This window comes from Corynebacterium sp. UD i78 (assembly GCF_056280545.1).
In genome coordinates this window covers 1,713,685-1,733,805 of sequence record NZ_JBWCED010000001.1, presented here as the reverse complement: position 1 = coordinate 1,733,805, position 20,121 = coordinate 1,713,685, and the positions used below count along the sequence as shown (strand labels likewise).

The window sequence follows — 20,121 nt, the reverse complement described above, 5'->3', positions numbered from 1 at the left end:
GGCTCCAGTGTAGTTTGGCCTAGGCTGGATTCCATGTGCGGTCGCTACATCCTGTTCACTGCCATGGAAACCCTGCTCACCGGCCTGTCAGAGAGGCTCGGTGAACAGGTCACGGCACTACCCGGGGACTGGTTGCGGCCCAGCTGGAATATCGCGCCCACCCATCGCGTCGCCGTGGTGCGTCGTTTTGGAGGACGCTTCGTGCTCGGCCCGGCGGTCTGGGGCTTCCCCGCCCCGTGGAAACCGGGGACCGTGCTGTTCAACGCGCGTGGCGAGACGGCCTTCGACAAGGCGTCCTTCCGGAACGCTGAACCCGCACTGGTCGTCATGGACGGCTGGTACGAGTGGAACGCGGTGTCCGGGACGAAGACGCCCTACCTGGTGACCGGGGACGGCCCACTGGTCGTCGCCGGGCTGGTCACACGAGACGAGGAGGGTGAACTGCGGGCGACCGTGGTGACCACGGCCTCGGCGGACCCGGTGGAGTGGCTCCACGACCGGATGCCCCGGGTGCTCGCCGATGATGAGGCGGCGGTCTGGCTGGACGGGGGAGAGGAGCTGCGCGAGACGGCGTCCCGCGTCCCCGGTGCGCAGGTCCGCGAGGAACTCACCACCTGTCCGGTCGACCGTCGGGTGGGCAACGTCGCGGTCAACAGACCTGAACTCATCAGGGGCACAGGGGATGCAGAGGCTACGATGGGGGAATAACGTCGCACGTCCGGACTGTTGTGCCGGACGGAGCGGCAGAGCGCCGACCGACCCAGAGGAGCCATGACCAACACCGTGAAGCGCACCAGTGACAGCGACGAGCAACTGCTCGCCCGCTTCGAGGCTGACGCGCTGCCCCTGCTGGACCAGCTCTACGGCGCCGCCCTCGGGATGACCCGGAATCCGGCGGACGCCCAGGACCTGGTCCAGGACGCGTACATGAAGGCCTACCAGGCGTTCGGCTCGTACAAGCCGGGGACGAACCTGAAGGCGTGGATGTACCGCATCCTCACCAACACCTACATCAACCAGTACCGCAAGGCGCAGCGCCGGCCCAAGGAGACCTCCGATGAGGCGGTCACCGACTGGCAGCTGGCGGATGTGGCGTCGCACGACTCGACGGGGCTGCGCTCCGCCGAGATTGAGGCGCTGCAGCGGATCCCGGACTCCCGGATCCGCGACGCACTCATGGAACTCTCCGACGACTACCGCATGGTCGTGTACTACGCGGACGTCGAGGACCTCCCGTACAAGGAGATCGCCGAGATCATGGGGACGCCGATCGGCACGGTGATGAGCCGGCTGCACCGCGGACGCAAGCAGCTGCGCACGAAACTCAAGGATGTCGCCGCCGAGCGGGGGATCGGACTCGATGCCACGGCGGCGGCGAAGACTGCGAAATCCTCGGCGACATCTTCGGCGACCGCAGCAACGACGAAAGCGTGATGACGATGACTGACAAGCAGACGAACCTCCCGTCCGACTGCGATGATCTCGTGGACGTTCTCTACGAGTACGTCGACGGCGGCTGTGACGAGAACCTCCGGGACAGACTGGCCGAGCATGCCGAGAACTGCCCCTCGTGTCTCGAGCAGCTGGGCATCGAGCAGCAGGTCCGGGAGCTTCTCCGGGTGCGGTGCTGCGACTCCGCCCCGACGGACCTGCGTGGACGCATCGTCACCGCGCTGCACACCTCGTCCGTGCTGCGGACCACCGACGGCACCGTTACCGAGGTCTCGTCGATGCAGGTGCGCATCCGACGAGGTTGATGATCCCCCTCGCGGCGTCCTCACAGCTTCCCTGCGAGGACGCCGTTGCCGTACATGATCGTGACGGAACGGTCCTTTCCGTTGTTCCGGGAGACCGGATCCGTCATGATCGTGCACACACCCGGTGTACAGACACAGCGAATGACAGAGGCCCGGTCCGGAGAATATCTCCGGGCCGGGCCTCTGTCAGGTTCGAACGCGTATCAGCTGTTCGGACGCTTACCGTGGTTCGCGCCCTTCTTGCGACGGTCCTTACGCTTACGGCCACGCTTGCTCATGGTCACTCCTTATGTGCTCTGACGGGATGTCCCCGAAAGAACACTCCCGGGGTCTACAACTGCACCAGTCTAACGGTGAGTCCTGCGAAGGCCTAAACCGGAACCGGTTCTAGACGGTGGTGCGGGTGCGGGTGCGGCCGCGGTTGTTGCGGCGCTTGAGGGCGCGGCGCTCGTCCTCGCTCATGCCGCCCCAGACGCCGGCGTCCTGACCGGAGGAGATGGCCCAGGCGAGGCAGTCGTGGGTGACGGGGCACTTGTTGCAGACGAGCTTGGCCTTGGCGATCTGGGCCAGGGCCGGGCCGGAGTTACCGACAGGGAAGAACAGCTCGGGGTCTTCGCTGCGGCAGATTGCTTCGTGGCGCCAGTCCATGATGATCTTCTCCTTGGATGTGGTTAGTCAGTGTCCTACAGGACTTACGGGTCTTAGCGGTGCAGTGCAGGTGTGGTGCGGACGCGGTCAGGTTTCGGGCGCGTGGAGCGTGTCCGGGCGTCAGAGACCGGGGTCCGGGTCGTCGGGGGTTGTGAACAGTGGTGTGACGGTGCCGGCAGCGGTGGGCTGTGCGCCGGGGTGCGTCGCCGTGTGGATAGGGGGCAGATCCTCCGGTTAACCGGGGTGTAACCTGCAGGCCCTCTCGCTGTTACGTGTTAGATCATGGCACGGATCTCCGACCTTCGCTAGGGCTGAAAGGAAAAGAGTGTGCCATATCACAGTACTTCGATTTGGTCGATCTGGTAAGGGTGGGTTAACAGACAGTTCGGTCTCCCGTGTCTCTGCGGTAACCGTCGGTTTCACAGCTGCCGCAGGACGCCGCTAGGATCGGTGGCCATGATTGCCAGCCCCCGCCCTGATGACAGCGACCTTTCCCTCGTTCTTCCCCGGAGCGTCCGCTTCGCCGGCTGGCTCGGTCTGGTCGAGGGCGGGATCGGCCTGGTCATCGCAGTGGTTCTCATCGTGCGGGAGGCCAGCGGCGTCCACAATGATGCTGTGAGCGGCTACGGCACCGCGGCCTGGTTCATCATCTTCGGCGGCATCGTCGCCCTCGCCGGCTGGTTCCTCAAGGACGGGCGCCGGTGGGGACGTGGCCCGGTGGCGATGACCAACATGATCCTCGTGCTGGTCTCCGTCTACATGTTCTCGTCGGGACGTATCGACCTCGGCCTGCCCACCGCGTTGGTCGGCATCGCCGGGCTGGCCATGCTGTTCAACGCGGACGCCGTGGACTGGGCCGCACGCCGCTACGACAGCTGAGAGGCAGGACGCCGTCAGGACGCCGTCAGTCCCACGATCGTGTCACCACGCTGTTCAATGACGGTGCTGCCCTGCACTCGCAGGGTCACCGGCCCGGTCCAGTCACCACGGTCGACAGGGATGACCTTCTCCGTCTTCCCGTCGGCCCAGTCGACGACGGCGATTCCGCCGGTGACCGGCAGCAGGAGGCGTTCCCCCATCGCTGCTCCGGTGCCCAGGGCGGGCACCGAGAACCTCGGGTCCAGGTCCGTCGGACCGAAGGCGACGAGTCGCTGACCGTCGAACCAGGTCATGTGGTGGGGGAGGTCGGCGGTCTGCGCGGCGGTGGCGAACGCCGGGTCGGCCGGGTCCGCAGGATACTGGTCGAAACTCCCGTCGGTACGCAGCACCTGGAAGCGGGATCCCTCCTCGTCCTCGGGGTCCTTTGCCCGGATGCCGTTGCCGGGCACGTAGATCAGTGCGGCCTCCTGGCCGACGGCGACGAGCTCGGAGCCTTCCGGCACCGTGAAGTCGTGGGTGACCTCCGGGGAACCGGAATCATCCGGGTCGGCGTTGAGCAGGCTGACGGTGCGGTCGCCGTCGGTGTCCCCGGGACACTCCATGGTCACGGCCAGGACCTTCTTGCGGGTCAGCGCCGAGCTGAACCGGCAACCGTCGGTCGGCTGGGCCCCGGCGTTGACCGTGACTTCCTGGTGGCCCACCTCGACGGTGCGGACCAGGTCGGAGCGCCACAGTTCCACCCGGTCCTCACCGAGGATCCCGACGTGGTCGAGGGAACGGAAGGTGCTCACGTCGTCGGAGGCGAGGGCGGAGCGGGTGTCGACGTACTGTCCGGTGGCGATGTTGAAGCTGGTGGCCTCCCCGCAGCCTTTCGGCCCGCGGTAGACGGTGACCAGGCGGGTCCAGCCGCCGGTGACACCGCACAGGTCGCGGTCACGGGAGTAGGACCACACTTCGTGGCCGTCGGACGCGTCGAGCACGGAGACCGTGGACCCGTCGGTCCGGACCACGGCACCGTCCATGGTCAGGGGTTCGGGGGCGGTGTCCGGGTCGGTGGTGGTGCGCCACGCCTCACGCAGGGCATCCGGCACCGGGACGTCATCGGCGGTCGAGGGGGCGATGGCGTCCCCCGGTGCGGCGGTGGTGTGGTTGGTGCCGCGGGTGTCGGAGAACAGCCAGCCGCCGCCGACAAAGGCCAGGGCTGCGACGGTGAGTCCGGCGGTGACCGCCAGGTCGGTGCGGGTACGGCGTTCCGGCCGGGGAGAGGTGGTCCGTCGGGTCAACGGCGGGCAGCCTTCCGGTCCCTCCGGCCACCACGGTTGTCGCGGTCCCTGCGGGCCGGGGCGGTGGCGGCGGCGGAGCCCTGGACCCGCACGGCGCGTCCGACCCGGTCGGTGACGTCCTCGGGCAGGTCGAACTCGGCGAGGAACTCCGGGGAGGTCGAGAACCAGCGCGGTGGGGCGGGGTGACCGAGGTTGAGGGTGTCGTCGATGGCCTGCCACCGGGTCAGGTCGTCCCAGTCGACGAGGGTGACCGCGACGCCGGAGTGCCCGGCCCGACCGGTACGTCCGATGCGGTGGACGTAGGTTTTCTCGTCCTCCGGCACCTGGTAGTTGATGACGTGGGTGACGTCCTCGACGTCGATGCCACGGGCGGCGACGTCGGTGGCGACCATGATGTCCACGGAGCCGTCGCGGAAGGCGTCCAGCGACCTCTCACGGTCATTCTGCCGCATGTCACCGTGCACCGCGCCGACCCGGAAACCGAGCCCGGCCAGGTCTTCGGCGACCATGGCGGCGGAGCGCTTGGTGCGGGCGAAGACGATCGTGCGGCCACGGCCGGGGGTCTGGAGGATCCGGGCGAGGACACTGACCCGGTCGAGGCGGTGGGACTGGAAGACGATCTGCGTGGTGGTGGCGTGGGTGGCCCGGGAGGAGGAGTTGTCTGCCCGCACGCGCACGGGCCGGTGCATGAAACTACGGGTCAGGGCGACGATCGGCCCCGGCATCGTCGCGGAGAAGAGCATGGTCTGCCGGTTCGGGGAGGTCTGGGCCATGATCGCCTTGACGTCGTCGAGGAAGCCCTGGTCGAGCATCTCGTCGGCCTCGTCGAGGACGAGGACCTCGACGTGGGCCAGGTCCAGGAGATTCTGCCGTGACAGGTCGAGCAGGCGGCCGGGCGTCCCCACGACGACGTCGGTGCCGGCATCCAGCGCGGCGGTCTGCTTCTCGAAAGGCACGCCGCCGTAGATCGCGGTGACGCGGAACGGGCGGCTGCCCCCGGCGGCCGAGTCATCGGGTGCGGTCAGCCGGGTGGACGCTCCAGTGAGGTCCTCGGCGACCTGGAGGCACAGCTCGCGGGTCGGGACGACGACGAGGCCGCGCACGGTCCCGTCGAGTTCGGTGACGTCGGCGTCGTCGAAGAGCCGGTCGAGCATCGGGACGCCGAAACCGAGGGTCTTGCCCATGCCGGTACGGGCCTGTCCGATGAGGTCCTTGCCGGTCAACGCCAGTGGGAGGGTGCGTTCCTGGATCGCGAACGCCCGGTCGATCCCCTGGTCGGTCAGGGCATCCACGATTTCGGCGGCGACGCCGAGGCTCCGGAACGTCGGTCGGCTGCTCTCCACTGCCACCATCCTCATCTGTGAGTCCGTTGATGTCGTCTTCAAGTCGCTATGATGGTCAAGGTTACAGTGCTCAACGGTTACCCAACCACTGAGCAGTATTTTCGTCTGAAAGGTGTGTGGACTTCCCACATGGATATCAAGGTCGGTTTCGTCGCCTCTCCCCGTGACATCGTCATCAACTCCAAGGAGGACCGGGACGCGCTGCTCGCCCGTGTCGAGGAGTTCCTCGCCGCGGACACCGGCACCCTCAAGCTGGAGGACGCCAAGGGGGCCGTGACCCTCCTGGTCCGCGACCAGGTCGCCTTCATCGAGGTCGGCGCGTCCGCCGCACGCACCGTCGGCTTCATCTGATCTGCAGCTGATCCGGCTGTCCACACCCGGCTCCCCTCCGGGGAACCGGGTGTGACAGTCTCTTAGACCGTGACCCACAGATTCCCGGACCCGTTCGACGACGTCCCCGACCATTACCGGGACCGCCCGGTCCGTGGTGGGGCGGGAAGCTACGGTCGACAGCCCGTACCCGCGGTCTACCGCCGTCGCCGCTGGGCCGCCGTGGGCGTCCTCGTGGTGATCCTCGTGACCCTTGTGGTGCTGGTCCGCGCTGTGGCCGGGGGCTCCGGCGATTCCGGGGACGTGTCGGCGTCCCCGGACAATGACGCCGCGGCGACGGCCTCGGTCACCGGCTCCCGGGAGGCCACACCCGGCCCCGTGCCCGGTGTGCCGACCTCCGACGAGGTCGGTGAGCTGCCGCCCGGGGGAGAGGTGACCACCACGGGGCGTGGTACCTGGCGTGGTGTCGGTACCGCCGGCGCGGTCGCCGGCGACCCGGACGCCGCAGGCACCCGTACGGTAACCTATGTCGTCGAGACCGAGCAGGGGATCGACACGGCGTCCTTCGGCGGCGGGGACAGCTTCGCCTCGATGGTGGACGCCACCCTGGCCGACCCACGGTCCTGGATCGGGAACAAGGGCGGTGGTGATGACGGGATCGCCTTCCGGCATATCAGCGTCACCAGTTCCGACACCCCGGACCTCCGGATCCGGCTGACCAGTCCGGAGACGACCAGGAAGCTGTGCGGTGGCGAGATCGAGCTGGAGACCAGCTGTTTCGTCAGTGGCGGGGACAACAGCGGCAGCAGCAGTGGCGCCGCCGGCGACGGCCGCGTCATCATCAACCTGGCCCGCTGGGTCCGCGGTGCCCTGCCCTTCGCCGGTGATCTCGGTTCCTACCGCCAGTACGTGCTCAACCACGAGATCGGGCACGGGATCGGCCATTCCGCCCACCAGCCGTGCCCGGAGGACGGGACGCTCGCGCCGGTCATGATGCAGCAGACCCTCAGTCTCGCGAACAAGGACCTCATCGAGCTCGACGCCGGTGCGGAGTACATGGGTGACGACAAGGACGCCGGGAATGCGGTGTGCCGGGCGAACGCCTGGCCACATCCCGAGGGGGACTGAGTAGTTAGAGTGGTACCCATGTCTGATTCGACCCGCAACACCGCCCCGACGGAGGGCGTCCGTGGCGCCTTCCAGATCGGCTACGCCACCCCGGCCCTGCTGGGGGACGCCTGGGGCGACGGGTGGCGGTGTGACCATGTCGTGCTCGTCCCGGTCTCCGATCCGGCACGCGGCACCTGGACCGCTCAGGTCATGGACCGGATCCGCCCTTCGGGTGTGACTGTGCCCCGGCCGCTGCGGTCCACCGACGGACGCTACTCGGTCGGCGGTTGGACGGCCCGGGCGTTCGTGTCCGGGCACCGGGCACCCCGGTTCGACGAGGTGGCCGCCGCCGCACTGAGCCTGAACAGGGCACTGGCCGGGGAGCGGCGTCCGTCCTTCCTGACCGGGGGAGGTTCCGGTCGGGCCCCGGCGTCCTCCCGGGACAGCGTCGGGGACGTCGACCTCTTCGCTGCTGCCGAGGCTGCGGCCTGGGCGGATGATCCGACCGACCTGCTGGCCCCGGTGATGGATCCCGGGGCCGTGCCGCGTGAGGACGTGGCCGCGGCGATGGCGAAGGCGGCGAAGCTGCTGCCGTTGCGCGACGAGGTCACCGCCCCTGACCAGCTGGTCCACGGTGACATGCTGGGGTGCACCGTTTTCGACGGGCTCTCCGATCCGGCGGTCGTCGACCTGGTGCCGGCGTGGCGTCCGGCGGTGTGGTCGGTGGCGTTGCTCGTGGTGGACGCCGTGGCGTGGGCGAGCGCGGAGGATGACCTCATCGACCGGTGGTCCCATCTTCCGGACTTCAACCAGTTGCTGCTCAGAGCGGTGATCTACCGGATGTTCGTCCATGCGGTGCTGCCGGACAGTCAGTTGGAGGCCTGGCCTGGACTCGAACGGGTGAGCGATATTGTAGGGGTGCGGATCACCGGCCGGACCGGCCGGGATGACATGATCGGTGACGATCTCTCGGACGACGCGACAGGCGAGCAGGGGACGGAGAACACCCGTGGTGGACAGGACAGGCAGGCCGGACAGGACTGACCCCGGCGCTGCGCAGGACGCGGTGGACGACGCAGCGGACCGGGCGGCACAGGAGCGTACCGCGCGGGCCCGTGAGAACGCCCGCGCCGATGCCCGGCTGCGCCGACGGATCGGCTCGGCGGACAGCGTCCGGGTGCGCCTCGACACCGGTGTCGGAGCCGAACCCTCCGCCACGCACTCGCGGCAGTGGAGCGGTCTGGCCGGTGCTCTGGTCGCGGACGACGACCGCGCGCCCCGGGACCTGCCCTACGCCGTGCTCGGCGGCCCGGGTACCGGCAAGACCTCGCTGCTGCTCGATGCCCTGGTGACCTATCTGGGCAACGGGGGAGACCCGGCCGGCGTCATGGTCGTCACCCCCTCCAAGGAAGCGGCCGCGGACCTGCGTGGCCGGCTCACCGACCTGCTCTGCAGTCTTCCCGGCGGTGCCGGTGCCTCCGGGTACGCCGCCACCGGTACCCCTGTGCGTTCCGTGCACTCATGGGCCTTCGCTCTGCTGCGCGCCGTCGCACAACTGCGGGAGGAACCCCTGCCCCGGCTGATGACCGGTGCCGACCACGACCTGCTCATCCGGTCGCTGCTGCAGGGAAACGCCGAGGACGGCACCGGGTCCTGGCCCGAGCGCATCCGCCCGGCCCTGCCACTCGTCGGTTTCGCCCGGCAGCTCCGTGACCTGCTGCTGCGTGCCGAGGAGCGGGGGGTAGGACCCGACGCCCTCGCCGACCTCGGACGGGAACACGACTTCGACATGTGGGTCGGTGCCGGGGACTTCCTGCGCGAGAGCCGCCGGGTCGTGAAACTCTCCGGCTCCCATGCGCTCAACGTCTCCGAGCTGCTGCACCGTGTCCTCGATGAACTCGAGAACACACCGGAAGGTCGCCGGATCCTCGACCGGCAGCGGGACACGGTGAAACTGCTGCTCGTCGATGACGCACATAACCTCGACCCGGCGTCCGCCCGTTTCCTGGAGATGCTCACCACGCCCGGGGCCCGCGTCCTCGTCGCCGGGGACGCCGACCAGTGCGTCTTCCATTTCCGTGGCGCCGACGAGGACTACCTCACCGGCCTGGCGGAGGACGCCGACCACCGGGTCGTCCTCTCCCGGTCGTACCGGCTGGGAACCGCGGCGGTCACCGCGGTGAACCGGCTGGGGCGGCTGCTGCCGCCGTCACGGATGCGGGTGCCGGTGCGTACCGCCGCAGCGTCAGTGCCTGATCCCGCCGCTGACCTCGTGGTCCGCCGTGCACCGTCGGTCACCTCCGAACGGCTCAGTGTCGCCGATGCGGTGCGTCGCGCCCATGTCACCGACGGCGTCGACTGGGACCGGATCGCCGTGGTCGTGCGTACCGCCGGGGAAATCCACCCGCTACGCCGCACCCTGCTCAGTCACGGTGTGCCGGTGAAGGTCGACCCGACGAGCGTGGTGCTGGCCGAGCAACCCCTCGTCTCCTCCCTGCTGCTTGCCCTCGACGCCCTCGTGCGACCACTGACTGTCGTTGAACTGCAGCAGCTCGTCGAGAGTCCGGTCGGTGGGGCGGATCCGGTGATGCTGCGCCGGATGGAACGCTCCCTCGCTCCGGTCCTGGTCGGGACGGGACTGCGCGCCATGGAGGCGGTCGGTCTCATGGTCACCGGCCGTGCCGACGAGCAGGCGGCCGAGGCGTGGCGTCGGCGCTTCGGCCCTCGCGAACTCGGTCTGCTCGACCAGGTCCGCGCCGTCATCGGCGCCGGACAGGACGCGGCGGAGGACGGTGGTTCGGTCGAGGCCGTGCTGTGGGCGGTGTGGCAGGCGACCGGTCTGTCGACCCGGCTGCAGACCCGGGCGCTGCGCGGCGGCACCCTCGGCTCCCAGGCCGACCGCGACCTCGACGCGGTCATGAGCCTCTTCGACCTGGCCGGTGACCTGGTCGAACGGACCCCAGCGATCACGCTCGAGACCTTCCTCGACGGTGTCCGTGCCCAGGAACTGCCCACCGGTGCCCGTGACCGCCGTGGGGTACGCCCCGATGCCGTGGAGATCCTGCCCGCCCACGCCGCCGCCGGGAGGGAATGGGAGGTCGTCATCGTCTCCGGGGTGCAGGAGGACAGCTGGCCGGCCGGCCCGACCGTCGGCGGATTGTTCGGCCAGCAGGAACTGGTCGACCTGCTGGACCGGGGTATTGAACCGTCCACCATCGTCTCCCGGGCCAGCAGTGCACTGGCCGAGGAGCGGCGACTGTTCCTTCTCGCCGTGTCCCGGGCCAGCAGGTACACCCTGGTCACGGCCGTGGAGTCCACCGGCGACGACGCCTCGGTCCCGTCGCGGTTCCTCGACGACATCACCGGTGACGACGGCAGTGGAGGTGCCGGAGATGCTGCCGCGGGAGACGACCCGGAGAGCGAACCCCGCCCCCACCCCGTCGACACCGTGGCAGACTCCCTGCCGCGGGTCCTGGCGATGGAGCCCCTCGTCGCCGAACTGCGCGACGCCGTCTGCGATCCCGACCGGCCAGGCCATGAGCGCCGCGCCGCCGCCGAGAATCTCGCGACCCTCGCCGAGGCCGGCGTCTACGGTGCCGACCCCGCCGACTGGTGGGGGACCGCCGGACCCTCCTCCACGGGCCCCGCCGTCGCCCACCGCCGCGGAGACAGTGAACCGACTCTGCGGATCAGCCCCACCACCCTGGAGAACCTCGGGCGAGCCACCGGTCCGGCCTGCGACCTGGCGTCGTTCCTCGACACCCTGCGCAGCACCCCGACCACCGAACCGATGAAGGTCGGAACGCTCATCCACGCCCTCGCCGAGGGCTTCGCCGCCGGGCTCACCCCGGAGGACGCCGCCGACATCGTCCGCGAGGTCGTGCCCTGGCTCGTCGACGGTCCCGCGTGGACCGCGCGACCGCTGACCGAGAGCTGTCTCGAGGCCGTCGACCGGCTCCACGGCTGGCTGATCCAGCGTTCCGGGAGCGGCCGCACTGTCGAGGTCGAGAAGAAACTGGAGCACATGATCGGACACACCGACACCGGCCTGCCGGTCATCCTCGCCGGCCGCACCGACCGGCTGGAGACCACCGCAGACGGCGCGTCCACCGTCATCGACTTCAAGACCGGGAAGAACGCGAAGACCGTCAAGGAGGCAGCCGAGAGCCCGCAGCTGTCGGCCTACCAGCTCCTGGTCTCCCTCGAGGAGGGCCGCCGCGCCGACGGGGCGATGCTCGTCTACCCGCGGGTGGAGAACGCGAAGGTCAAGGTCCTGCAGCAGGGCCAGCTCAGCGAGGAGGACCTGGCGGAGTTCCGCGCCCTCGCCCTGGCCACCGCGGCACGTGTCGCAGGTCCGGGATTCAGTGCCACCGAAGCCTGCGGCGGCACAGAGTACGCGTGCCTGTGCCCCGCCTGCCGCGCCGGGGAGCAGGTGATCTAGATGGCTGACACGAGACCCCCCGTCGATACTGTCGACCCCGTCGAACTGTCGCAGCAGTGGCTGCGCCAGGCTTTCCCACCCACCGACCAGCAGGCCGCCGTCATCGGTGCGCCCGCCGGACCCATGCTGGTCGTCGCCGGAGCAGGAGCCGGAAAGACCGAGACGATGGCCGCCCGTGTCGTCTGGCTCGTCGCCAACGGTCTGGTGCTGCCCGAACAGGTCCTCGGCCTCACCTTCACCCGGAAAGCGGCCCGCGAACTCGGGGAGCGCATCCGTGCCCGGCTGCAGTCCCTGGCGTCCTCCGGGCTGGTGGAGTCCATGCCGGCGATCACCCCGACCATCTCCACCTACGACTCCTTCGCCGGCGATATCGTCCGCGAGTACGGCCTGCTGCTGCCCACCGAACCCACCGGCCGCGTCATCACCGACACCGAGCGCTGGATGATCGCCCGCGACGTGGTGCTGGAACGCCCCACCGGGTTCACCACCCACCGTTCGGTGCCCACCATCATCGACGACATGCTGGAACTCAACGACGGCATGGACAACCACCTCGCCACCGTCACCGATGTGGCGGAGGAGTGCCGGGCGACCGCCGCGGAGATCGACGGCCTGCCCGACCGCGACGGCAAGGCGCTCAAAGGGGTGGACACCACCCTGCGGAAGATCGGGGACGCCCTGGTGTACCGGCAGGAACTCCTCGACGTGGTCACGGACTACCGGGCACGGCTCGCCGAGCGGAACCTCATGACCTTCGGCGCGCAGATGTCGAAGGCGGCTCAGCTCGTCGACGCGCACCCCGTGATCGGGGCTGCACAACGTCGCCGGTTCCGCGTCGTCATGCTCGACGAGTACCAGGACACCGGGCATGCCCAGCGCGTCCTGCTGCGAGGACTGTTCGGCGGTGGGGTCGACCCGGATCTCACCGTGACCGCCGTCGGCGACCCCATGCAGTCCATCTACGGTTTCCGAGGCGCGACGGCGGCGAACCTCACCCACTTCCGCACCGATTTCCCGACCGGGACCGGTCAGGATGCCACCCCGGCCCGCAGGCGGGAACTGACCACCTCCTGGCGCAACCCGGCACGCGTCCTCGATCTGGCGAACACCGTGTCCCGGTGGTCACTGGATGCCTCCGGCACCGGGTCACCGGCCGCGGTGTCCCCGCTGGTCTCCCGGCCCGGTGCCGGTAGCGGTGACGTGAAGGCCGCGTGGTTCGACACCCGCGAGGAGGAACTCGTCTGGCTGGCCGACGAACTCGCCGCCCGATACCACGGACGCGACACCTCCCGACCGTTCTCTGCGGCGGTACTGCTGCGCAAGAATGCCGAGGCGACACCGATCCACGACCTCCTCGTCGAGCGGGAGGTACCGGTGGAGATGTCCGACGGACCCGGCCTGCTCGAGGTACCCGAGGTCGCCGACGTGTACGCTACGCTGCGCGTCCTCGTGGACCCCTCCGACGACATCGCCCTGCTCCGCCTGCTAACCGGCGTGCGGTGGAACATCGGTGCCGCTGACCTGCAGGCTCTGGCGCGACGGGTCGACCAGCTGTCGCTGCGGGACCGCCGGGTCGACGGTGGAGCCGAGGGCACTGACGGTGAAGCCGCCGACGACGATGACGCCGACGAACCCACGGGTCTCACCGCCCTGGTGACCCCGCATCCTGGTGACTCCCCGGCGATGGCCACGGTCCGTGAGCGCCTCGCCGACATCGACCGCGACTCCTCCCGCGTCCCCGTCGGCCTGGCGGAGGCGCTGGCCGATCTGCGTGGCATGGAGGAGTTCGGCATGTCCGGGGAAGGCCAGCAACGTCTCAGCGACCTGGGCCGGGAACTCCGCTTCCTGCGCCTGCAGTCGCTCGGCAAACCGCTCAACGACCTCGTCGCCGACATCGAGCAGATGCTCGGGGTGCGCACCGAGGTGCTCACCCGCTACCACCGCGACCGGCGTCGTTCCATCGGTGCCAGCCACCTCGACCGCTTCGCCGAGGTCGTCCGGTCCTTCGCCGACCTCTCCGGCGCGTCCCCAGGGGCGCTGGTGGACTACCTGCGCGCCGCCGAGGCCCGCGAGAAGGGGCTCGACGCCGGTGAGGTGGAGAAGCGCAGCGACTGTGTCCAACTACTCACCGTGCACAAGGCCAAAGGCCTGGAGTGGGAGATCGTCGCGGTACCGCACGCGACACGCAAGACCTACGCGGATGCCGTGAAACGCCCGACCGTCGGGTCCTGGACCACCAACGCCCGTATCCTGCCCTCCGGTCTGCGCGGCGACGCCACCGAGGACCCGGCCGACATCACCGGCATGCCGGTGCTCGACCTCTCCGACGTCGTCGACCGCAAGGGCGTCGTCGAGGCGGAGGACGCCTTCAAGGTCGCCCTCGGTGTCCACGCCGCCAAGGAGGACGACCGGCTGTTCTATGTCGCCGTGACCCGCGCCGAGGAGACCCTGCTGGTATCCGGCGCGGCGTTCAACAAGGACGACAAGAAGCCGGTGGACCCGTCTGTCGCGCTCACCCTCATCCGTGACCGGCTCGCCACGTCCGCCCCGGAATGCGTGGCGACCTGGTCGGACCTCGGCATGGTCTACTCGAAGGATGAACTGAAACGGCTGGCGAAGGCCCGTGAGGACGGCGCACTGCAGCACCGGGAGGACGCGGTGATGGTGCCGGAGAACCCGGCGGCCCGCAATGACCTGGTCGAGGCCTACATCCGTGAACTACCCGAGACGCCACCGGCACAGTGGCCGCGTCCCACCATCACCGAGCGATTGCCCGGCGTGGCCGACGGGGCGGACCTGGTGCGCGCCGCGATGGCGGCGCGTGACGCGGCAGACCCGGACCAGGAAGACAAGGCCCCGGACGCCGGGACCCTGGCCGACGAGTGGGCGCGTGAGACCGCACTTCTGGCCCGCGAACACCGGGAGCAGACTGTGCCCGAGGTCGTTGTTCCGCTGGGCTCCCGGCTGACGGCGACCGAGGCGGTGGCCCTGTCCCGTGACCCGGAGGAGTTCGCCCGTCGGCGGCGCCGCCCGGTGCCGCTGGAACCACGGCCGTACACCAAACGCGGCACGGCATTCCACAACTGGGTCGAACAGCACTACGGTGCGGTCGGCCTGTTCGACGAGGACGAGTTGCCGGGTGCGGCGGACGCCACCCTCGCCGACCCGGTCCTCGCCACCCTGAAGCAGAGGTTCCTCGACAGTGAGTGGGCGGACCGTACCCCGGTGAGCGTGGAGGGCTCCTACTCGGTGACCCTGGCCGGGCACCTTTTCGAGGGGCGCATCGACGCCGTCTTCCATGACGGCGACGATCCGCTGACCGGCTGGACGGTCGTGGACTGGAAGACGGGGCGCAGGCCGACCGGTCGGGACCTGGCCGACGCGTCCCTGCAACTGGCCGTCTACCGGCTCGCCTGGGCGGAACTGCTCAGTGCCCGGCACGGACGACCGGTCGACCCGGCGAACGTGCGTGCCGCCTTCCACTACGTGGTCTCGAACGAGACCTGGGAACCGGGTACACTGCCGTCTGCAGAAGACCTGGCCGGATGGCTGGCCGGACCGGACGGAGGGCTAGAGGATGCGTGACAGGTTGCGTGACCGTCTCGGCGCGGACAAGGACATCGACGCCCTCCCGCCGCATGCTCTGATAAAAGTCATCAGCATCCCGGAGCCGGCACAGGCCAGCCCCTGGTGGTTGATCGCGCGTCGGATGGCATACGCCCTGATCCTCATCATCCTGTCATCGACCGTGGTCTACCTCGACCGGGACGGATACAAGGGCGTCCACACGTTCCTGGACGCCGTGTACTACTCGGCGGTGTCGCTGTCGACCACGGGCTACGGGGACATCACCCCGGTGACGCAGGAGGCCCGCCTGCTCAACGTGCTGCTCATCACCCCGATGCGCGTCATCTTCCTGGTCCTCCTCGTCGGCACGACGCTCTCCGTGCTCACCGAGGAGTCACGGAAGGCACTGAAGATCCGCCGCTGGAGGAGAAGAATGCGTAACCACACCGTCGTCATCGGCTACGGCACGAAGGGCCGCGCGGCGACCACCGCGCTGCTCGCCGACGGCGTCCCCGCCGACCGCATCGTGGTGGTTGACTCGGATCCGGAGGCACTGGCCCATGCGTCCTCCCGCGGTCTGGTGACCGTGCAGGGCACGGCGACGAAGTCCGACGTGCTCAAACTCGCCGGCGTGACCCGTGCCCGGGCGGTCGTCGTCGCCCCGAACCTCGATGACACGGCCGTGCTGATCACCCTGTCGGTCCGGGAGATCGCCCCCTCGGCGACGATCGTGGCCAGTGTGCGCGAGTCGGAGAACTCCCACCTGGTGCGGCAGTCCGGCGCGGATTCGGTGGTGATCTCCTCGGAGACCGCCGGCCGGATGCTCGGTCTGGCGACCGTCAGCCCGTCGGTCACCGGCATGATGGAGGACCTGCTCAGCCCCGACGAGGGCTTCTCTATCGCCGAGCGTCTCGTCGCCGAGGACGAGGTCGGCGGCAGCCCGCGCAACCTCGAGGACATCGTGCTGGGCGTGGTGCGTTCCGGTGAGCTCTACCGCATCGACTCGGTGGAGGCGGAGACCGTGGAACCCGGCGACCGGATCCTCTACATCCGGCGGATCACCGACGACGCCGAACCTGAACGGAAGTGAGTGGAGTGAACGGCGCCCACTCCCGGCTCGGACAGCTCAACCTGGACGCCCTGGACCCGGAACAGCTGCGTGCGGCGACGGCACCGCGTGGTCCGGTGGCGATCATCGCCGGTGCCGGCACCGGTAAGACCCGCACCATCACCCACCGGATCGCGCACCTGGTCGCCGGTGGTTTCGTGAACCCGGACCATGTCCTGGCGGTCACCTTCACCACCCGTGCCGCCGCGGAACTGCGCGAGCGGCTGACGATGATGGGTGTCGCCCGGGTGCAGGCCAAGACCTTCCACGCCGCCGCCCGTGGCCAGCTGCACTACTTCTGGCCCCGGTTCGTCGGGGACACTCCCTGGCAGCTGCTGGACTCGAAGTTCCCCTTCGTCGCCCGGGCCTGCCGGGCCAACGGTGTGGCGACCGACAAGACGACCCTGTCCGACCTGCTCGGGGAGATCGAGTGGGCGAAGTCCTCGCTCATCGCCCCGGAGGACTACCCGGCGCATATCGGCCCCGACCGCCGGGACTGCCCGGTGGCACCGGAACAATTCGTCCGCATCTTCGAGGGTTACGAGAATTCGAAGGTGACCGGCGAGGGCGTCTACCTCGATTTCGATGACCTGCTGCAGTCCATGGCCGGTGCGATCGAGGCGGACCCGGGTGTCGCCGACGAGTTCCGGTCGCGCTACCGCACCTTCGTCGTCGACGAGTACCAGGATGTCACCCCGCTGCAGCAGCGGCTGCTGGACGCCTGGCTCGGGGACCGTGACGATCTCACCGTTGTCGGTGACGCGAACCAGACGATCTACTCCTTCAACGGCGCGACCCCGGAGCACCTGCTCCGTTTCTCGTCGCGCTACCCGGAGGCCACGACGGTCCGCTTGTTCCGTGACTACCGGTCGACGCCGCAGGTCGTGGACCTGGCGAACAAGGTCATCAGCCGGGCGACCGGGCGTGCCGCGGGAACCCGCCTGGAGCTGGAGGGTCAGCGTCCGGCAGGCCCCGCCCCGGAGTTCACCGAGTACTCCGACGAAGCAGCCGAGGCCACCGGTGTCGCTGAGCGGATCGCCGCACTGATCGCCTCGGGTGTCTCCCCGTCGGAGATCGCGGTGCTCTACCGGATCAACGCCCAGTCCGCGGCGCTGGAGTACGCACTGGACGCAGCCGGCATCAGCTACCAGGTCAAGGGCGGGGACGGATTCTTCCAGCGTCCGGAGATCCGGCAGGGCGTCAACGCGTTGGCCGACGCGGCCCGGAAACTCTCGCGTCGTGACCCCGGAGCAGAGCATCAGCCGCGCCCCACACCGGAACAGCTGGTCAACCAGGTCCGTGCCGCGCTGGTCCCGGTGGGGCTGACTCCGACCGAGCCGACCGGTGCCCAGGACCGGGCCCGCTGGCAGTCCCTCGGTGCACTGGTGGACCTGGCGGAGGAGCTCTCCACCGCCACCCCGGGCCTGGACATGACGAACCTGTTGGGCATCCTGCGCGAGCGCGCCCAGGCAAAGAACCCACCGAAGGTCGAGGGTGTGACGCTCGCCAGTATCCACGCGGCCAAGGGCCTGGAGTGGGACGCGGTCTTCCTCATCGGCCTGGTCGACGGCACCGTGCCAATCCGGCACGCGCTGAAGGGGACCCACTCCGAGGACGCCATCGAGGAGGAGCGTCGACTGCTCTACGTCGGAGTGACCCGTGCCCGCGAGGTGTTGGAGCTGTCCTGGGCACAGGCCCGCCAGCCCGGCGGCAAGGCGTCGCGGCGCAGGACGCGGTTCCTCGACGGTCTGGTGCCGTGGGAGAAGGCGGACGCCGTGTCCGGAGCACGTGAATCCACGGTCAAGGGCGCACCGAAGAACGCCTGTGCGGTGTGCGGGACACGGCTGACCACGCCCGAGCAGCGGATCCTCGGACGCTGCGACGCCCACGCCGAAGACGGTGACCAGGTGCTCGTCACCGAACTGCGGTCCTGGCGCACCACCCTGGCCAGGGAGCGGGACGTGCCGGCCTATGTGGTGATGAGTGATGCGACGTTGAAGGCCGTGGCACTGAAGGCGCCGATCTCGGCGCGGGATCTGCTGAAAGTGCCGGGGATCGGTCCGGCGAAGGTGGAGCAGTTCGGCGAGGACATCCTCGACATCGTGAAGAACTTCAGCTGAGCGGCACCACCGCGCAGGATGCACATCCGGGATGCTGAGGCACCTCGGTCACTGAGATGTCGAAGGTCAACGGATCGAGGTACCGACGCCCTGCCAGCACGTCCGGGACCACCCATGACGGTGCGTCCGGTCCGATGGTCTTGAGTGACACCAGATCACGGACCATGTCTGCCGCCATAGACATCGAGTACTCGATCATGTGGTCCACCGACGGAGACATTCCCTCGGCGGCCTGGCCACGGACGGTCCGCCACTGGGCGTCTGCGGTCAGTGAGGTGGCGTCCAGGCAGGACAGGCACCCCGTCCCACCGGGCAGGACCATCGGGCCCACCGTCACCCTCGCATCGACCACACCACAGGTCAGGTGGGGTACGCCCAGCTCCATGAGCCGGTAAGTGATGTCGGCGGGTGGGAACAGCATCCCGGCGATGACCACCAGGTCATCACCCGACAGGCGTCCGAAGGCGGGTGTGCCGGGTGTGATCCCGGAACAGGGGACCCCGGTCCGGCGCAGATGCCGCAGCAGCGAGCGGGTGTAGAGCGACACGCCCAGGACATGGACGCGCATCCCGTAGCCGGCCGGGCGGGCGGACAGCACCCCGGCGGCAAGCAGTTCGCCGAGAATGCCGCGGGCATGGACCACCGGTACACCGCAGTGGTGGAGGAGCCGGACCACCGCGTGATCCGGCAGTGGTCGGCGTAGTTCTCGCATCACCTGGTGGATCTGGTCGACCTCGACCTGCGGCGGAAGGCCGAGTACCAGGGCGTGCTCCGGTACCGCCCTGAACTGCAGGTGTCCGTCGGACCGGATGATGAGATCGGTACCGTCGCGCAGCTGCAGCAGGCGAGGAATACGCTGGATACGCTGCTCAGATACATCTGTCATGTAGAGTCCCCCTCAATGAAGTCCCTTGATCCCCAGTCGATGCACCCAGTGTAGAGGACGTGATGAGTACCCGGCAGCACCCTACGGCAGCACAGCAGGAGGTCGTCGCGGAATTCGCCCCGGACGTGGAGATCCGGCTGTCCGCGAAGCGACGCCGCACCATCGCCGCGCGCATGGAGGCAGGCAAGGTCGTGGTGCTGGCCCCGCTGTCGATGTCGGCGAAGGAGCTGCGTTCCAGTGCCACAGAGCTGGTGGAGAAAGTGAAGCGTCGCCACACCGGGGCGTCCCAGACCGGGGAATCGGACGCGCTGATGCGCCGAGCGCGGACGCTGAACCAGAAGTACCTGGAGAACCGGGCGGAGTTCACCAGCGTGAAGTGGGTGACGAACATGAGTCGACGGTGGGGGAGCTGTTCGGTGGATTCGGGACGGATCCGGATCTCCTCGCGGCTCAAGGACGTGCCTGAGTACGTGCTGGACTCGGTGCTCATCCATGAGATGGTGCACACCTGGATCCCGGACCACGGTCCCGAGTTCAAGGAGTGGGCGGCGAAGGCCCCGTACGCCGACCGGGCGACCGGGTACCTGGAGGCGTACAGCAGGTGGGCACCCACCGCATCCTGAGACCGGCTCCGTAGACTGGCCGGTAT

At 69.0% G+C, this 20,121-nt stretch carries 17 protein-coding genes; 12 read left to right on the top strand and 5 right to left on the bottom strand.

Annotation, left to right across the window (positions count from 1 at the left end; all coding sequences use genetic code 11):
- Positions 1 to 33: 33 nt before the first annotated feature.
- The 3 genes from ACZ9GM_RS08180 to rsrA all read left to right on the top strand — a co-directional run bounded on the left by ACZ9GM_RS08180 (position 34) and on the right by rsrA (position 1,757).
- The gene (locus ACZ9GM_RS08180) at positions 34 to 708 is read left to right on the top strand and encodes an SOS response-associated peptidase (protein WP_476037596.1); all 675 of its coding nucleotides are present in this window, start codon (positions 34 to 36) and stop codon (positions 706 to 708) included.
- Positions 709 to 771: 63 nt separating this feature from the next.
- Positions 772 to 1,434 carry a sigma-70 family RNA polymerase sigma factor gene (locus ACZ9GM_RS08175; protein ID WP_291473112.1) on the top strand — a complete coding sequence of 221 codons (663 nt, stop codon included), beginning with the start codon at positions 772 to 774 and terminating at the stop codon, positions 1,432 to 1,434.
- A gap of 5 nt (positions 1,435 to 1,439) precedes the next feature.
- Complete coding sequence (gene rsrA / locus ACZ9GM_RS08170; protein ID WP_291473111.1) at positions 1,440 to 1,757, top strand: mycothiol system anti-sigma-R factor; 318 nt, start codon at positions 1,440 to 1,442, stop codon at positions 1,755 to 1,757.
- 203 nt (positions 1,758 to 1,960) lie between these two features.
- Here the strand turns inward: rsrA and ACZ9GM_RS08165 are convergent, their stop codons facing one another.
- Positions 1,961 to 2,035: a 50S ribosomal protein bL37 gene (locus tag ACZ9GM_RS08165; protein ID WP_096877815.1), complete on the bottom strand. Its 75-nt coding sequence runs from the start codon at positions 2,033 to 2,035 to the stop codon at positions 1,961 to 1,963.
- 109 nt (positions 2,036 to 2,144) lie between these two features.
- The gene (locus tag ACZ9GM_RS08160) at positions 2,145 to 2,405 is read right to left on the bottom strand and encodes a WhiB family transcriptional regulator (RefSeq protein WP_291473110.1); all 261 of its coding nucleotides are present in this window, start codon (positions 2,403 to 2,405) and stop codon (positions 2,145 to 2,147) included.
- 456 nt (positions 2,406 to 2,861) lie between these two features.
- Between ACZ9GM_RS08160 and ACZ9GM_RS08155 the strand changes: the two genes are divergently transcribed.
- Entirely contained in the window at positions 2,862 to 3,284 is a 423-nt protein-coding gene (locus tag ACZ9GM_RS08155) for a hypothetical protein (RefSeq protein WP_291473109.1), read from the top strand.
- A gap of 14 nt (positions 3,285 to 3,298) precedes the next feature.
- Here ACZ9GM_RS08155 and ACZ9GM_RS08150 read toward each other — a convergent pair whose 3' ends face one another.
- Both ACZ9GM_RS08150 and ACZ9GM_RS08145 read right to left on the bottom strand, forming a co-directional pair.
- Positions 3,299 to 4,567: an Rv3212 family protein gene (locus tag ACZ9GM_RS08150; protein ID WP_291473108.1), complete on the bottom strand. Its 1,269-nt coding sequence runs from the start codon at positions 4,565 to 4,567 to the stop codon at positions 3,299 to 3,301.
- On the bottom strand, positions 4,564 to 5,919 hold the full coding sequence (locus tag ACZ9GM_RS08145; RefSeq protein ID WP_476038331.1) for a DEAD/DEAH box helicase: 1,356 nt from the start codon (positions 5,917 to 5,919) through the stop codon (positions 4,564 to 4,566). Before ACZ9GM_RS08145 ends, ACZ9GM_RS08150 begins: the two co-directional genes overlap by 4 nt.
- A gap of 120 nt (positions 5,920 to 6,039) precedes the next feature.
- On the opposite strand from ACZ9GM_RS08145, the gene ACZ9GM_RS08140 reads away from it, so the two are divergent.
- The 7 genes from ACZ9GM_RS08140 to ACZ9GM_RS08110 all read left to right on the top strand — a co-directional run bounded on the left by ACZ9GM_RS08140 (position 6,040) and on the right by ACZ9GM_RS08110 (position 18,586).
- The gene (locus ACZ9GM_RS08140; RefSeq protein ID WP_291473107.1) at positions 6,040 to 6,261 is read left to right on the top strand and encodes a DUF3107 domain-containing protein; all 222 of its coding nucleotides are present in this window, start codon (positions 6,040 to 6,042) and stop codon (positions 6,259 to 6,261) included.
- 69 nt (positions 6,262 to 6,330) lie between these two features.
- Positions 6,331 to 7,368, top strand: a complete 1,038-nt coding sequence (locus ACZ9GM_RS08135; protein ID WP_476037595.1) for a DUF3152 domain-containing protein — start codon at positions 6,331 to 6,333, stop codon at positions 7,366 to 7,368.
- Between the two features lie 18 nt (positions 7,369 to 7,386).
- Positions 7,387 to 8,394, top strand: coding sequence for a TIGR02569 family protein (locus ACZ9GM_RS08130; RefSeq protein ID WP_476037594.1), 1,008 nt, complete (start codon positions 7,387 to 7,389; stop codon positions 8,392 to 8,394).
- Between the two features lie 22 nt (positions 8,395 to 8,416).
- Complete coding sequence (locus ACZ9GM_RS08125; protein ID WP_291473104.1) at positions 8,417 to 11,791, top strand: ATP-dependent DNA helicase; 3,375 nt, start codon at positions 8,417 to 8,419, stop codon at positions 11,789 to 11,791.
- Positions 11,792 to 15,376 carry a UvrD-helicase domain-containing protein gene (locus tag ACZ9GM_RS08120; protein ID WP_476037593.1) on the top strand — a complete coding sequence of 1,195 codons (3,585 nt, stop codon included), beginning with the start codon at positions 11,792 to 11,794 and terminating at the stop codon, positions 15,374 to 15,376.
- Positions 15,369 to 16,448, top strand: a complete 1,080-nt coding sequence (locus ACZ9GM_RS08115) for a potassium channel family protein (protein ID WP_291473102.1) — start codon at positions 15,369 to 15,371, stop codon at positions 16,446 to 16,448. Before ACZ9GM_RS08120 ends, ACZ9GM_RS08115 begins: the two co-directional genes overlap by 8 nt.
- Positions 16,449 to 16,453: 5 nt before the next feature.
- Positions 16,454 to 18,586 carry an ATP-dependent DNA helicase UvrD2 gene (locus ACZ9GM_RS08110; protein ID WP_291473124.1) on the top strand — a complete coding sequence of 711 codons (2,133 nt, stop codon included), beginning with the start codon at positions 16,454 to 16,456 and terminating at the stop codon, positions 18,584 to 18,586.
- Here the strand turns inward: ACZ9GM_RS08110 and ACZ9GM_RS08105 are convergent.
- Positions 18,579 to 19,472: a hypothetical protein gene (locus ACZ9GM_RS08105; protein ID WP_291473101.1), complete on the bottom strand. Its 894-nt coding sequence runs from the start codon at positions 19,470 to 19,472 to the stop codon at positions 18,579 to 18,581. The genes ACZ9GM_RS08110 and ACZ9GM_RS08105 overlap by 8 nt on opposite strands.
- A gap of 62 nt (positions 19,473 to 19,534) precedes the next feature.
- On the opposite strand from ACZ9GM_RS08105, the gene ACZ9GM_RS08100 reads away from it, so the two are divergent.
- On the top strand, positions 19,535 to 20,095 hold the full coding sequence (locus ACZ9GM_RS08100; RefSeq protein ID WP_291473100.1) for a M48 metallopeptidase family protein: 561 nt from the start codon (positions 19,535 to 19,537) through the stop codon (positions 20,093 to 20,095).
- The last annotated feature ends 26 nt before the right edge of the window (positions 20,096 to 20,121 follow it).

What these genes read in the sequence shown, in the direction of transcription:
- ACZ9GM_RS08180 (WP_476037596.1), top strand. Translation starts at nt 34, where the DNA reads ATGTGCGGTCGCTACATCCTGTTCACTGCCATGGAAACCCTGCTCACC.
- ACZ9GM_RS08175 (WP_291473112.1), top strand. Translation starts at nt 772, where the DNA reads ATGACCAACACCGTGAAGCGCACCAGTGACAGCGACGAGCAACTGCTC.
- rsrA (WP_291473111.1), top strand. Translation starts at nt 1,440, where the DNA reads ATGACTGACAAGCAGACGAACCTCCCGTCCGACTGCGATGATCTCGTG.
- ACZ9GM_RS08160 (WP_291473110.1), bottom strand. Translation starts at nt 2,405, where the DNA reads ATGGACTGGCGCCACGAAGCAATCTGCCGCAGCGAAGACCCCGAGCTG.
- ACZ9GM_RS08155 (WP_291473109.1), top strand. Translation starts at nt 2,862, where the DNA reads ATGATTGCCAGCCCCCGCCCTGATGACAGCGACCTTTCCCTCGTTCTT.
- ACZ9GM_RS08145 (WP_476038331.1), bottom strand. Translation starts at nt 5,919, where the DNA reads ATGGTGGCAGTGGAGAGCAGCCGACCGACGTTCCGGAGCCTCGGCGTC.
- ACZ9GM_RS08140 (WP_291473107.1), top strand. Translation starts at nt 6,040, where the DNA reads ATGGATATCAAGGTCGGTTTCGTCGCCTCTCCCCGTGACATCGTCATC.
- ACZ9GM_RS08130 (WP_476037594.1), top strand. Translation starts at nt 7,387, where the DNA reads ATGTCTGATTCGACCCGCAACACCGCCCCGACGGAGGGCGTCCGTGGC.
- ACZ9GM_RS08120 (WP_476037593.1), top strand. Translation starts at nt 11,792, where the DNA reads ATGGCTGACACGAGACCCCCCGTCGATACTGTCGACCCCGTCGAACTG.
- ACZ9GM_RS08115 (WP_291473102.1), top strand. Translation starts at nt 15,369, where the DNA reads ATGCGTGACAGGTTGCGTGACCGTCTCGGCGCGGACAAGGACATCGAC.
- ACZ9GM_RS08105 (WP_291473101.1), bottom strand. Translation starts at nt 19,472, where the DNA reads ATGACAGATGTATCTGAGCAGCGTATCCAGCGTATTCCTCGCCTGCTG.
- ACZ9GM_RS08100 (WP_291473100.1), top strand. Translation starts at nt 19,535, where the DNA reads ATGAGTACCCGGCAGCACCCTACGGCAGCACAGCAGGAGGTCGTCGCG.